Source organism: Enterobacter sp. BIDMC109, from assembly GCF_001037885.1.
GTDB lineage: Bacteria > Pseudomonadota > Gammaproteobacteria > Enterobacterales > Enterobacteriaceae > Enterobacter > Enterobacter hormaechei_C.
Genome location: NZ_KQ090002.1, coordinates 1,320,973 through 1,334,841, shown reverse-complemented (window position 1 = coordinate 1,334,841; position 13,869 = coordinate 1,320,973). Strand labels below are relative to the sequence as shown.

Sequence of the window (13,869 nt, the reverse complement as noted above, 5' to 3'; positions counted from 1 at the left end):
CCTTATACATGAACAATATGAACGTAATTATTGCCGATGACCATCCGATTGTACTGTTCGGTATTCGCAAATCACTTGAACAGATCGAGTGGGTGAATGTAGTCGGTGAATTTGAAGATTCCACAGCCCTCATTAACAATCTGCCTAAACTTGATGCGCACGTGCTCATTACCGATCTCTCCATGCCTGGAGATAAGTACGGTGATGGGATCACGCTCATCAAATACATTAAACGCCACTTCCCGGACATTTCGATCATTGTTCTGACCATGAACAATAACCCGGCGATCCTGAGCGCCGTTCTGGATCTCGATATTGAAGGGATTGTGCTGAAACAAGGCGCACCTACCGATCTGCCAAAAGCGCTGGCGGCGCTACAGAAAGGGAAGAAATTCACTCCTGAGAGCGTCTCACGCCTGCTTGAAAAAATCAGCGCGGGTGGTTATGGCGACAAGCGTCTCTCGCCTAAAGAGAGTGAAGTTCTGCGTCTATTCGCTGAAGGTTTCCTGGTCACTGAAATCGCCAAAAAGCTGAACCGCAGTATTAAAACCATCAGTAGCCAGAAAAAATCCGCAATGATGAAGCTGGGTGTGGATAACGATATCGCCCTGCTGAACTATCTCTCTTCCGTGACGCTGAGCGCAACGGACAAAGATTGATCTTCGCTGTCTACGCCGGGTGGCGCTCGCGCTTACCCGGCCTACAGCCGCCGGAGAAATAAAAAAGGCCCTTTCGGGCCTTTTTTATTGTCTCGCTTTTCGTACCCGCTCCGCATACACGGACAGTGTCTGCTTCAGTACATCCAGCGTGACCGGCTTCGACAGGCAGCTGTCCATTCCCGACTCCAGACAGCGCTGCTTCTCCTCCGCCAGCGCGTTGGCTGTGACCCCCACCACCGGCAGCGTCAGCCCCAGCTGTCGGATACGCTGCGTCAGACGGTAGCCGTCCATGTTAGGCATGTTCACATCGCTGAGCACAATATCAATATGGTTCTTACTTAAGACATTCAGGGCATCCACGCCATCATTGGCCGTTTTACACTGATAGCCCAGAGAGCCAAGCTGATCTGCGAGCAGACGACGGTTAATCGGATGATCGTCGACGACCAGAATCATCATATCGTCGTTCACCGACGCCAGCTCATCAGGGGAAGCCAGCACGGTGGCGCCGTCGCTGTCCTCAAGCTGCACGCTGTAAATACGCGCCAGCAAGCCCAGCAGCTCGTGCGGTGTCGCCACGCTGTGCACCCATACCCCAGGCGAACGCTCAAGCGGAATACCGATATGACGGCGGCAGAACATCACTACGCCGCGCCCCGCCCACGCCTGCTCCGGCTCAACGTCGGTGATCAGCATGTCATCCGCGTCCGGCGTCTGACCTTCGTAGCGTGAAACCCGCACACCGCTGCTGGTCAGCATCGAGGTCAGGAAATCATGTAAGGAGGCGTTGTGCACCGCCAGCCAGCAGTGCTTATCGCTCAGCCCGTCGACCGTGGTTTTCGCCGGATAGTGCGCCGAATAGAGCGGAATACGAATAGTGAACTGGCTGCCCATCCCTGGCTCTGTATCGACGGAGATATCTCCATCCATCATACTGATAAGCTTCTCGCAAATCGCCAGACCTAGCCCGGTCCCCTGGAAATTACGCTGGACGCCGGTTCCCACCTGGAAGAACGGATCGAACAGGCGAACGACCTCTTTCGCCGGAATGCCAACACCCGTGTCGCGCACGCGAATGGTCAGGTACTCCCCTGCCCGACAGACGTGCAGCACAATACAGCCGATATCGGTGAATTTGATGGCGTTGCTCAGCAGGTTTGAGATGACCTGTTGCAGACGCATCGGATCGCCATGCAGCGTCAGCGGCACATCCGGCTCGATAAAGCAGTACAGCCCAAGCTGTTTACGCACCACCAGCGGCAGGTAGTTAGCGCAGATATGGTTCATCACTTCGCGCGGGGAGAACTCGCGCGGCTCTATTTTCAACTGCTCGGATTCAATTTTAGAGAAATCGAGAATATCGCTGATGATTTTCAGCAGCAGGCTGGACGAGTTGTTCATGGCCGTCACCAGCCGGTCGACGCCTTTCGGCAGCTCTTTGGTCTGGAGCAGATCGAGGTTACCGATAATGCCGTACAGCGGCGTTCGCAGCTCATGGCTGACGGTCGCGAGGAACATCGATTTCGACTGACTGGCCTGCTCCGCCGCCTGCGCCATATCCTGCAATGACTCTTCCATTTTCACGCGCGCAGAGACGTCCACCAGCACGCAAATGGCCACGTTTTCATTGCGGTAGCGAGAATGGACGAAGCTGATTTGCAGGTTGGTGTGGGTGCTGGTCAGCACATCCACAAAGTTAACCTGCTGACCGCAGATGATCTGCGTTAACCGCTGGCGGTCTTCATGCGTGAGCATGTTCAGGTAGTTATGGGCAAGCTCGTTACTGAGGATATTTGTCCCGTCCTGAGTACGCAGGATGCAGATCCCCACCGGCGCCGAGGCGACAATTTTACGGTTAAACTGCTCATGCTCTTCCAGACGCTGAGCATCCGCTTCCGCCGGAATAAAGATCCGCCGCTCATACATTCTCGCCAGCATAAACAGCGCGACGCCTACCGCGATGTTCAGCAAAATGGCGTTAAGTATCAGGATGCGAATGCGCTCCAGGACCTTGTCCACCGGCAGCGAGTAGACAATGCTCAGCGACGATGGCGGTAAACTTTTTTTCAGCACCAGCTCGCGGAACCCGGAGGTATAGCCAAACCATGACCGCTCCTGCATCCAGCTGGGTTCAACCTTCAGGCGGTTTTCAGGCCCGGTAAGGGAGATGAGCGGATGGCCGTTTTCATCCAGAATGGTCACGCCCATCGGCAGACTGCCCGGCGTGAAGAAGTTTTCCATGCGGATGGTTTGTTCAATCCCCAGCAGCGCTTGCAGGCGGTTTCCGAGGTAAACCGGAGTCAGGGCATAGAAATAGCCGACGCCCATGCGCGGCCCCTGGCTTATCCAGAAGATGTTGTTCCCGCGCTCTTCCTGAGGCGCATTGCGGTATTTCACTATACGCTCATGCAGACTTTTCAGCGCGTCTTCGCGTTCGACGGGCATATCCCGCAGGCCGAAATCCGCCATGCAGAGATTTTCGTTGCCAATCAGGTAGACACGGTTCAGGTCGTAGGCGGCCGAGAAGTTATCGCGCCAGTAGCGCATAAACCATGACAGGGACTCCAGTGAACCACGCCAGGCTTTGCCCATGGCGGAACAATCGGAGTCCGGGAAGAGCGGTTCGAAATCAGGTACTTCGGTTTTTTCATCCCGACCGCGGATAGCAAGAATGCCGTTCTCCGCCGTGAGTCGATTCTCAGCAATATACTTAAGCTCTTTCATCACGTCAGACGTGCGCTGGATATAGCGCTGAGCCTGATCCGAGCTTAAGTTAAACTCCTGGCGGATCTCCGCTTCTTTCTGGTGTAACGCGTTAACGATGTAAAACACCGAGAGCAGTGCCACCAGCAACCATAGCAGTAGCGCAAGCGCCCGAAACAGATAGCGAGAGACTTTTAACGTGGTACGAAAGGAGACGAGGTATTTCAAAGGGGCGAGGCTCCGCCGTCGGGGTCAAAAAGAATGTGGTTAAGGTAGCGGTAAACGCGGCTTGTCGCAACGTTCACTTGTCTGCTTGCGCAAAACAAAAGGGCCGGAAACCGGCCCTTTATGCGTCAGGAGACGTTACTCGTCAGCGTCATCCGCTGCTTCATCATCGGTGTCCGCTTCCGGGGCGATTTCATCATCCCCTTCCGCGACGCTGCCGTCGATAGAGTCGAGCTCTTCGTCATCCACCGGCTCAGCAACGCGTTGCAGACCGACGACGTTTTCATCTTCCGCAGTGCGGATGAGGATAACGCCCTGGGTGTTACGGCCTACCACGCTGATCTCAGACACGCGGGTACGCACCAGCGTACCGGCATCGGTGATCATCATGATCTGGTCCGCGTCGTCCACCTGCACCGCGCCAACAACGGAACCGTTGCGCTCGGTCACTTTGATGGAGATAACGCCCTGCGTGCCGCGTGACTTGGTCGGGTATTCGCTTTCCGCCGTACGTTTACCGTAGCCGTTCTGGGTGACGGTCAGGATTGCGCCTTCGCCACGAGGAACGATCAGGGAAACCACGCTGTCTTCACCCGCCAGCTTGATACCACGCACGCCGGTCGCCGTACGACCCATTGCGCGCACGGCGTTCTCTTTAAAGCGCACCACTTTACCGGCGGCAGAGAACAGCATGACTTCATCAGAACCGGAGGTCAGATCCACGCCGATCAGCTCATCGCCTTCGTTCAGGTTCACCGCGATGATCCCGGCAGAACGTGGACGGCTGAACTCGGTCAGCGCGGTTTTCTTCACGGTACCGCTCGCGGTCGCCATAAAGACGTTCACGCCCTCTTCGTACTCGCGTACCGGCAGAATAGCGGTGATACGTTCGTTCGCTTCCAGCGGCAGCAGGTTGACGATAGGACGACCCCGCGCGCCACGGCTCGCTTCCGGCAGCTGATAGACTTTCATCCAGTACAGACGGCCCCGGCTGGAGAAGCAGAGGATCGTGTCGTGGGTGTTGGCCACCAGCAGACGGTCAATGAAGTCTTCTTCTTTAATACGTGCCGCAGATTTGCCTTTACCGCCACGACGCTGTGCTTCGTAGTCGGTCAACGGCTGATACTTCACGTAGCCCTGGTGAGACAGCGTCACTACCACGTCTTCGCGGTTGATCAGATCTTCAATGTTGATATCAGAGCTATTGGCTGTGATTTCGGTGCGACGCTCGTCGCCGAACTGATCGCGAACCAGCTCCAGCTCTTCACGGATCACTTCCATCAGGCGCTCTGCGCTACCCAGGATATGCAGCAGCTCGGCAATCTGCTCCAGCAGCTCTTTGTACTCGTCGAGCAGTTTTTCATGCTCAAGGCCGGTCAGTTTCTGCAAACGCAGATCCAGAATCGCCTGGGCCTGCTGTTCAGTCAGGTAGTACTGACCGTCACGCACGCCAAATTCCGGCTCCAGCCACTCAGGACGCGCAGCGTCATCACCGGCACGTTCCAGCATTGCCGCCACGTTGCCCAGATCCCATGGACGCGCAACCAGCGACGCCTTCGCTTCTGCCGGCGTCGGCGCACGGCGGATCAGCTCGATGATCGGGTCGATGTTCGCCAGCGCAACGGCCAGTGCTTCAAGGATATGGGCACGGTCGCGCGCTTTGCGCAGTTCGAAGATGGTACGACGGGTCACCACTTCACGGCGGTGACGCACGAACGCGCTCAGGATCTCTTTCAGGTTCATGATCTTCGGCTGGCCATGGTGCAGCGCAACCATGTTGATACCGAAGGAGACCTGAAGCTGAGTCTGGGAGTAAAGGTTGTTCAGCACAACTTCACCCACCGCGTCGCGCTTGATTTCAATCACGATGCGCATACCGTCTTTATCAGACTCGTCACGCAGCGCGCTGATGCCTTCAACGCGTTTTTCTTTTACCAGCTCGGCGATTTTTTCAATCAGTCGCGCTTTGTTCACCTGATACGGGATCTCGTGAACAATAATGGTTTCACGGCCGGTTTTAGCGTCCGCTTCCACTTCGGCGCGGGCACGGATGTAAATCTTGCCGCGACCGGTGCGGTACGCTTCTTCAATACCGCGACGGCCATTGATGATTGCCGCCGTCGGGAAGTCCGGGCCCGGGATGTGTTCCATCAGCCCTTCAATGCTGATGTCTTCATCGTCAATGTAGGCCAGGCAGCCGTTGATCACTTCCGTGATATTGTGCGGTGGAATGTTGGTTGCCATACCGACGGCGATACCGGACGAACCGTTCACCAGCAGGTTTGGGATCTTCGTTGGCATAACGTCAGGAATTTTTTCCGTGCCGTCGTAGTTATCAACGAAATCAACCGTCTCTTTTTCCAGGTCAGCCATCAGCTCATGGGCAATCTTCGCCAGACGGATTTCCGTATAACGCATTGCCGCGGCGGAGTCGCCGTCGATAGAACCAAAGTTACCCTGACCATCTACCAGCATGTAACGCAGCGAGAAGGGCTGCGCCATACGGACAATGGTGTCGTACACCGCGGAATCACCATGAGGATGGTATTTACCGATTACGTCACCAACGACACGGGCAGATTTTTTGTAGGCTTTATTCCAGTCATTGCCCAATACGTTCATGGCGTATAGTACGCGACGGTGTACCGGCTTCAGGCCATCGCGGACGTCCGGCAGCGCACGGCCAACAATGACCGACATCGCATAGTCCAGATAGGAGCTTTTCAGCTCTTCCTCGATGTTAACCGGTGTAATTTCTCTCGCAAGGTCGCTCATCTAACCGCTATCCCTCTACTGTATCCCGGATTCAAAGGTCGCAAATTATAACACAGCCGCGGTGATACAGGTAAACCTATACGCTTTATTCACAGGGATTGCCTGATATACTCATTTGTCTTGCTAAATAAGGAGTAAAAGCGCCCATGAATGCCGAAAAATCCCCGGTGGCTCACAACGTTGACCACGAAGAGATTGCCAAATTTGAAGCGGTGGCGTCCCGCTGGTGGGATCTCGAAGGTGAGTTCAAACCTCTGCATCGTATTAACCCGCTGCGTCTGGGCTATATCGCGGAGCGTTCCGGCGGTCTGTTCGGTAAGAAAGTGCTCGACGTCGGCTGCGGCGGCGGCATCCTGGCGGAAAGTATGGCGCGTGAAGGGGCCACCGTCACCGGTCTGGACATGGGCTTCGAACCTCTACAGGTTGCGCGTCTTCATGCGCTGGAGTCCGGCGTACAGGTAGAATATGTCCAGGAAACCGTGGAAGAGCACGCGGCAAAACATGCGCACCAGTATGACGTGGTGACCTGCATGGAGATGCTGGAGCACGTTCCCGATCCGCAGTCTGTGGTCAGCGCCTGTGCAAAACTGGTGAAACCGGGTGGACAGGTCTTCTTCTCGACCATCAACCGCAACGGCAAAGCCTGGCTGATGGCCGTGGTAGGCGCGGAATACGTGCTGCGCATGGTGCCGAAAGGGACGCACGACGTGAAGAAGTTCATCAAGCCTGCCGAACTGCTGGGCTGGGTTGACCAGACATGGCTTAAGGAGCAGCACATGACGGGCCTGCACTACAATCCGCTGACGGATAAATTCAAACTTGCCCCAGGCGTGGATGTTAACTATATGTTGCACACAACCGCCAAAAACGACTAACGTCATCCGTTATTCTTATAATGATTGCGCGACATCATGTTGCGCAATTCTGACCTCCCGTTGAAGAAATCAGCACTCGATCAAATTTTGAATTTTTTTTCTTAATTATTGACATCTCTTCCAGGCCTTACGGCACGAGGACTTAGCCTTTTTTACCCTTTCACAACCTCAATTTAACGTCAAAATCAACCCTTGTGCTGAAAAGATTCGATACTAGAATACTCACCATATAGCGTTCTTCTTATCGCAAAACCCCTATATGTAGTATTTATCCACAGAGTTAGTCACAAGACGGGCCTGTGGATAAGCGGGGGATATTTTTTTATTTCACGGACAGGTAAAAACCCACATGAATCAGAGTCTGCTGGTGACAAAGCGCGACGGTACCACCGAGCGTATCAATCTGGACAAAATCCATCGAGTTCTCGACTGGGCAGCAGAAGGACTGAACAACGTATCTATCTCCCAGGTTGAACTGCGTTCTCACATTCAGTTCTACGACGGCATCAAAACGTCTGATATCCACGAAACCATTATCAAAGCCGCGGCAGATCTGATCTCCCGCGACGCCCCGGATTATCAGTACCTCGCTGCGCGTCTGGCGATTTTCCACCTGCGTAAAAAAGCCTACGGCCAGTTCGAGCCGCCGAAGCTTTACGATCACGTAGTGAAAATGGTCGAGCTGGGCAAATACGACACGCATCTGCTGGAAGACTATACGGAAGAAGAGTTCGAGCAGATGAACGGGTTTATCGATCACTGGCGCGACATGAACTTCTCCTACGCGGCGGTGAAGCAGCTCGAAGGCAAATACCTGGTTCAGAACCGTGTGACGGGCGAAATCTACGAGAGCGCTCAGTTCCTCTATATTCTGGTGGCCGCCTGCCTGTTCTCTAATTACCCGCGTGAAACCCGTCTGGACTACGTGAAGCGTTTCTACGATGCGGTCTCTACGTTCAAGATTTCTCTGCCTACGCCAATCATGTCTGGCGTGCGTACCCCTACCCGTCAGTTCAGCTCCTGCGTACTGATCGAGTGTGGTGACAGCCTGGATTCCATCAACGCGACCTCCAGCGCCATCGTGAAATACGTCTCCCAGCGTGCCGGTATCGGCATCAACGCCGGCCGTATCCGTGCACTGGGCAGCCCGATCCGCGGCGGTGAAGCGTTCCACACCGGCTGTATTCCGTTCTACAAGCACTTCCAGACGGCAGTAAAATCCTGCTCTCAGGGCGGCGTGCGTGGTGGTGCAGCGACCCTGTTCTACCCGATGTGGCACCTGGAAGTGGAAAGTCTGCTGGTTCTGAAGAACAACCGCGGCGTGGAAGGCAACCGCGTGCGTCACATGGACTACGGCGTGCAGATCAACAAGTTGATGTACACCCGTCTGCTGAAAGGGGAAGACATCACCCTGTTCAGCCCGTCCGACGTCCCGGGTCTGTACGACGCGTTCTTCGCCGATCAGGACGAGTTCGAGCGTCTGTACACCAAATATGAAAAAGACGACAGCATCCGCAAGCAGCGCGTGAAAGCGGTCGATCTGTTCTCCCTGATGATGCAGGAACGTGCCTCTACCGGTCGTATCTACATCCAGAACGTTGACCACTGCAACACCCACAGCCCGTTTGACCCGGTGGTTGCGCCAGTGCGCCAGTCTAACCTGTGCCTGGAGATCGCCCTGCCGACTAAACCGCTGGAAGACGTGAACGACGAAAACGGTGAAATCGCGCTTTGTACGCTCTCCGCGTTCAACCTGGGTGCGATTAAGAGCCTGGACGAGCTGGAAGAGCTGGCGGTGCTGGCGGTTCGTGCGCTCGACGCCCTGCTGGATTACCAGGATTACCCAATCCCGGCGGCAAAACGCGGCGCAATGGGCCGTCGCACTTTAGGTATCGGCGTGATCAACTTCGCCTACTGGCTGGCGAAAAACGGCAAGCGTTACTCCGAAGGCAGCGCCAACAATCTGACGCACCAGACGTTCGAAGCGATCCAGTACTACCTGATGAAAGCCTCTAACGAGCTGGCGAAAGAGCAAGGCGCGTGCCCGTGGTTCAACGAAACCACCTACGCGAAAGGCATTCTGCCGATCGACACCTACAAAAAAGACCTGGATGCGATCGTCAGCGAGCCGCTGCACCTCGACTGGGAAGGCCTGCGCGAGTCCATTAAAACTCACGGCCTGCGTAACTCCACGCTCTCTGCCCTGATGCCGTCCGAGACCTCTTCGCAGATCTCCAACGCCACCAACGGTATTGAGCCACCGCGCGGCCACGTCAGCATCAAAGCGTCGAAAGACGGCGTGCTGCGTCAGGTGGTGCCGGATTACGAAACGCTGGGTGACAACTACGAGCTGCTGTGGGAAATGCCAAACAACGACGGCTATCTGCAACTGGTGGGTATCATGCAGAAGTTTATCGACCAGTCGATCTCTGCCAATACCAACTACGACCCAACGCGCTTCCCGTCTGGCAAGGTTCCGATGCAGCAACTGCTGAAAGACCTGCTCACCGCCTACAAATTTGGCGTGAAAACGCTGTACTATCACAACACCCGTGATGGTGCGGAAGACGCACAGGACGACCTGGTGCCGTCAATTCAGGACGATGGCTGCGAAAGCGGCGCATGTAAGATCTAAGCACTTCGCCGGGTGGCGCTACGCTTACCCGGCCTACGGTTTTGTAGGCCCGGCAAACGCAGTGCCGCCGGGCAATAAAATCTCAACAGGACTCACCGCAATGGCATATACCACCTTTTCACAGACGAAAAACGACCAGCTCAAAGAGCCGATGTTCTTCGGCCAGCCGGTCAACGTGGCACGCTACGATCAGCAAAAATATGACATCTTCGAAAAGCTGATTGAAAAGCAACTCTCCTTCTTCTGGCGTCCGGAAGAAGTTGACGTTTCCCGCGACCGTATCGATTTCCAGGCGCTGCCGGAACACGAAAAGCACATCTTCCTCAGCAACCTGAAGTACCAGACGCTGCTGGACTCCATTCAGGGCCGTAGTCCGAACGTGGCGCTGCTGCCGCTGATCTCGATTCCTGAGCTGGAAACCTGGGTAGAGACCTGGGCGTTCTCCGAGACGATCCACTCCCGCTCTTACACCCACATCATCCGCAACATCGTGAACGATCCGGCGGTGGTTTTTGACGATATCGTCACCAACGAGCAGATCCAGAAGCGCGCGGAAGGCATTGCGCACTACTACGACGAGCTGATCGAGATGACCAGCTACTGGCATCTGCTGGGCGAAGGCACGCATAACGTGAACGGCAAAACCATTACCGTAAACCTGCGGGCCCTGAAAAAGCAGCTGTACCTGTGCCTGATGAGCGTCAACGCGCTGGAAGCAATCCGCTTCTACGTAAGCTTCGCCTGCTCCTTCGCTTTTGCCGAGCGCAAGCTGATGGAAGGTAACGCCAAAATTATCCGCCTGATCGCCCGTGACGAAGCCCTGCACCTGACCGGCACCCAGCATATGCTGAACCTGCTGCGCAGCGGCGCGGACGACCCGGAAATGGCTGCGATTGCCGAAGAGTGCAAGCAGGAATGCTACGATCTGTTCGTGCTGGCCGCCCAGCAGGAGAAAGAGTGGGCAGACTACCTGTTCCGCGACGGCTCCATGATTGGCCTGAACAAAGACATTCTGTGCCAGTACGTGGAGTACATCACTAACATCCGCATGCAGGCTGTGGGTCTCGATCTGCCATTCCAGACGCGCTCTAACCCGATTCCGTGGATCAACACCTGGCTGGTGTCCGATAACGTGCAGGTTGCGCCGCAGGAAGTGGAAGTGAGTTCTTATCTGGTCGGTCAGATTGATTCTGAAGTCAACACCGACGACCTGAGCGATTTCCAGCTCTGATGAGCCGCGTAACGCTGAGCCTTTCTGGTACAGAGGTGTTGTGCCAGGAAGAGCACCCTTCTCTGCTGGTGGCGCTTGAAGCGCATCAGGTAGAAGTAGAGTACCAGTGTCGTGAAGGCTACTGCGGCTCCTGCCGCTGCCGTCTGGTCGCAGGCCAGGTAGACTGGCTGACCGAACCGCTGGCCTTTATCAGTGAAGGGGAGATTTTGCCCTGCTGCTGCCGGGCAAAAGGCGATATTGAGATCGAGATGTAATTATGTCGGGTGGCGCTTCGCTGACCCGACCTACAAAACCGCAGTTCGTAGGCCGGGTAAGGCGCAGCCGCCACCCGGCAATTTCAGCGTTTATCCTTCAAAAAGCTCACCGCTTTATCCGGGAAATCCGTAAACAACCCGTCCACATCCGCCTGGTTATACAGCACGTCGTAAAGCTGATTCACGTCCGTCGCATACTCCGGCAGCTGGTCTGCGCGTACGGTATACGGATGCACCTGCATCTTGCTCGCATGCGCCTCTTTCACCATCGCCGTCAGCTTCACGTGACCCGGCGTTGAGCCTTCCGCCACCAGCATGTGGTAATCCGGCCCGATGCCGTCGGCGTACTGCGCAATCTGCTTCATCGCGCCCGGCTTAAACATCCAGTCATAGCTGTAGTTCACCCACTTCCCGTCCGGCTGTTTTTCCTGGGTTTCATTCCAGTCGGTATACGCAATCAGCTGCACCAGATTGAGATCCATCCCCATTTTCGGCTCCAGCTCGGTTTTGATGCGCTTCAGTTCCGCGGCGTCGAAACATTGCAGAAAAACCTTATCCTGCTTGCTGGTGTAGCCGTACTTTTTCAGTACCTCCAGCGTCTTCGCGGCAATGTCCTTCCCTTCCTGATGGTGGAACCACGGCGCTTTGATTTCCGGGTAGATACCGATATTTTTTCCTGTCGAGTGGTTCAGCCCCTGAACAAACTCGATCTCCTCTTCGAAGGTGTGAATACGGAAGTCAGACTTGCCCATCGGGAAACGTCCCGGATAGACCTGTACCTTCTTACCGTTTTCAATCTCGAAGCCCTCGGTAAACTTCAGCGAGCGGATCTCCGCCAGCGTGAAGTCGATGGCGTAGTAGCGACCATCTTTACGGGCGCGATCCGGGAAACGCTCCGCCACGTCCGTCACGCGGTCAAGATAGTGGTCATGCAGAACGACCAGCTGGTCGTCCTTCGTCATCACCAGATCCTGCTCCAGATAATCCGCGCCCTGGGCATAGGCCATCGCTTTTGCCGGCAGCGTATGCTCCGGCAGATAACCGCTGGCGCCACGGTGGGCGATCACGATCTTATCCGCCGCCAGCGCGGAGCTTGTCATCAGGCCCGCCAGCAGCAGACCTGTCGCTAACTGAGTTAATTTCATCGCAATGCTCCTTATTGACGACGCGCCAGCACTTCGGCGTGGTGACGTTTTTCACCAATCATCACAACAACCAGCAGCAGAACAGCCAGCACGCTGCCGCCAATCATCACCATAAAGCCGCCATCCCAGCCGAAGAAGTCGACGGTGTAGCCGACGATGGCGCTCGCAGCGACCGAACCGCCGAGGTAGCCAAACAGACCGGTAAAGCCTGCCGCCGTGCCTGCCGCTTTCTTCGGCGCCAGCTCCAGGGCATGCAGACCAATCAGCATAACCGGACCATAAATCAGGAAGCCGATGACGATCATACAGGCCATATCCACACCCGGATTCCCCGGCGGGTTAAGCCAGTAAACGACCGTCGCGATGGTGACCAGCGTCATAAAGAACACGCCCGTCGCCCCACGGTTGCCCTTAAACACTTTGTCCGACATCCAGCCACAGATCAGCGTGCCGGGAATGCCCGCGTATTCATACAGGAAATAGGCCCAGGAGGATTTATCCAGCGCGAAGTGCTTCACCTCTTTCAGGTAGGTTGGCGACCAGTCGAGGATGCCGTAGCGCAGCAGGTAGACAAATACGTTTGCCACCGCGATGTACCACAGCAGCTTGTTCGGCAGCACGTACTTCATGAAGATCTGCTTTGCCGTCAGCTCTTCTTCGTGCTTCTCGCTGTAATCATCCGGGTAGTCGTTTTTGTACTCTTCGATCGGCGGCAGGCCGCAGGACTGTGGGGTGTCGCGCATCAGGGCAAAGGCGATAATCGCCACCAGAATGGCGCCAAAGGCTGGCATATAGAGCGCGGCATGCCAGTCGTTGAACCAGGCCATCCCCAGCAGGAACAGCAGCGGCGGAAGCCCGCCCCCGACGTTATGTGCGCAGTTCCAGACCGATACAATGCCGCCACGCTCTTTCTGTGACCACCAGTGAACCATGGTGCGTCCGCATGGCGGCCATCCCATCCCCTGGAACCAGCCGCAGAGGAACAGCAGCACGAACATGATGGCAATGCTGGAGGTCGCCCACGGCACAAAGCCCATGAACAGCATCACCGCTGCCGCGAGGATCAGACCGGCGGGCAGGAACACGCGCGGATTCGAACGATCCGACACCGACCCCATAATGAACTTCGAAAAACCGTACGCGATGGAGATCCCCGACAGCGCAAATCCCAGATCGCCGCGAGAGAAGCCCTGCTCCACCAGGTACGGCATGGCGAGCGCAAAGTTTTTACGTACCAGATAGTACGCCGCATACCCGAAGAAGATCCCGAGGAAGATTTGCCAACGCAGACGGCGGTAGAGAGGATCAATCTCTGCCTCTGGCAGTCGCGCCCGATGTGGCGCAGGTTTAAAGATACTGAGCATAAC

Annotated in this window: 9 protein-coding genes; 5 read left to right on the top strand and 4 right to left on the bottom strand. The window is 55.7% G+C overall.

What is annotated here, in order from left to right; genetic code table 11:
- Positions 1-8: 8 nt before the first annotated feature.
- A complete protein-coding gene (gene rcsB / locus SK62_RS06360; RefSeq protein WP_003859405.1) occupies positions 9-659 on the top strand; it encodes a response regulator transcription factor RcsB in 651 nt (216 codons plus the stop codon).
- Positions 660-743: 84 nt separating this feature from the next.
- Here rcsB and rcsC read toward each other — a convergent pair whose 3' ends face one another.
- The gene (rcsC, locus tag SK62_RS06355; RefSeq protein WP_017383412.1) at positions 744-3,590 is read right to left on the bottom strand and encodes a two-component system sensor histidine kinase RcsC; all 2,847 of its coding nucleotides are present in this window, start codon (positions 3,588-3,590) and stop codon (positions 744-746) included.
- A 135-nt stretch (positions 3,591-3,725) separates the two neighbouring features.
- Positions 3,726-6,362, bottom strand: a complete 2,637-nt coding sequence (gyrA, locus tag SK62_RS06350; protein WP_015572288.1) for a DNA topoisomerase (ATP-hydrolyzing) subunit A — start codon at positions 6,360-6,362, stop codon at positions 3,726-3,728.
- 146 nt (positions 6,363-6,508) lie between these two features.
- Between gyrA and ubiG the strand changes: the two genes are divergently transcribed.
- From ubiG to yfaE, 4 genes are all read left to right on the top strand, one after another.
- The gene (gene ubiG, locus SK62_RS06345; protein WP_006811346.1) at positions 6,509-7,237 is read left to right on the top strand and encodes a bifunctional 2-polyprenyl-6-hydroxyphenol methylase/3-demethylubiquinol 3-O-methyltransferase UbiG; all 729 of its coding nucleotides are present in this window, start codon (positions 6,509-6,511) and stop codon (positions 7,235-7,237) included.
- A 349-nt stretch (positions 7,238-7,586) separates the two neighbouring features.
- Positions 7,587-9,872 carry a class 1a ribonucleoside-diphosphate reductase subunit alpha gene (nrdA, locus tag SK62_RS06340; RefSeq protein WP_047719281.1) on the top strand — a complete coding sequence of 762 codons (2,286 nt, stop codon included), beginning with the start codon at positions 7,587-7,589 and terminating at the stop codon, positions 9,870-9,872.
- A gap of 100 nt (positions 9,873-9,972) precedes the next feature.
- Complete coding sequence (nrdB, locus tag SK62_RS06335) at positions 9,973-11,103, top strand: class Ia ribonucleoside-diphosphate reductase subunit beta (RefSeq protein WP_026080618.1); 1,131 nt, start codon at positions 9,973-9,975, stop codon at positions 11,101-11,103.
- On the top strand, positions 11,103-11,357 hold the full coding sequence (gene yfaE, locus SK62_RS06330) for a class I ribonucleotide reductase maintenance protein YfaE (protein ID WP_003859419.1): 255 nt from the start codon (positions 11,103-11,105) through the stop codon (positions 11,355-11,357). Before nrdB ends, yfaE begins: the two co-directional genes overlap by 1 nt.
- Before the next feature lie 83 nt (positions 11,358-11,440).
- Here the strand turns inward: yfaE and glpQ are convergent, their stop codons facing one another.
- Both glpQ and glpT read right to left on the bottom strand, forming a co-directional pair.
- Positions 11,441-12,502 (bottom strand): glycerophosphodiester phosphodiesterase, encoded by a 1,062-nt coding sequence (gene glpQ / locus SK62_RS06325; protein ID WP_047719282.1) that lies wholly within the window; start codon positions 12,500-12,502, stop codon positions 11,441-11,443.
- A gap of 11 nt (positions 12,503-12,513) precedes the next feature.
- The gene (gene glpT, locus SK62_RS06320; RefSeq protein ID WP_003859423.1) at positions 12,514-13,866 is read right to left on the bottom strand and encodes a glycerol-3-phosphate transporter; all 1,353 of its coding nucleotides are present in this window, start codon (positions 13,864-13,866) and stop codon (positions 12,514-12,516) included.
- Positions 13,867-13,869: the final 3 nt, after the last annotated feature.

Excerpts from the sequence above, each read along its gene's own strand:
- rcsB (WP_003859405.1), top strand. The coding sequence starts at position 9 with ATGAACAATATGAACGTAATTATTGCCGATGACCATCCGATTGTACTG.
- gyrA (WP_015572288.1), bottom strand. The coding sequence starts at position 6,362 with ATGAGCGACCTTGCGAGAGAAATTACACCGGTTAACATCGAGGAAGAG.
- ubiG (WP_006811346.1), top strand. The coding sequence starts at position 6,509 with ATGAATGCCGAAAAATCCCCGGTGGCTCACAACGTTGACCACGAAGAG.
- nrdA (WP_047719281.1), top strand. The coding sequence starts at position 7,587 with ATGAATCAGAGTCTGCTGGTGACAAAGCGCGACGGTACCACCGAGCGT.
- nrdB (WP_026080618.1), top strand. The coding sequence starts at position 9,973 with ATGGCATATACCACCTTTTCACAGACGAAAAACGACCAGCTCAAAGAG.
- yfaE (WP_003859419.1), top strand. The coding sequence starts at position 11,103 with ATGAGCCGCGTAACGCTGAGCCTTTCTGGTACAGAGGTGTTGTGCCAG.
- glpQ (WP_047719282.1), bottom strand. The coding sequence starts at position 12,502 with ATGAAATTAACTCAGTTAGCGACAGGTCTGCTGCTGGCGGGCCTGATG.
- glpT (WP_003859423.1), bottom strand. The coding sequence starts at position 13,866 with ATGCTCAGTATCTTTAAACCTGCGCCACATCGGGCGCGACTGCCAGAG.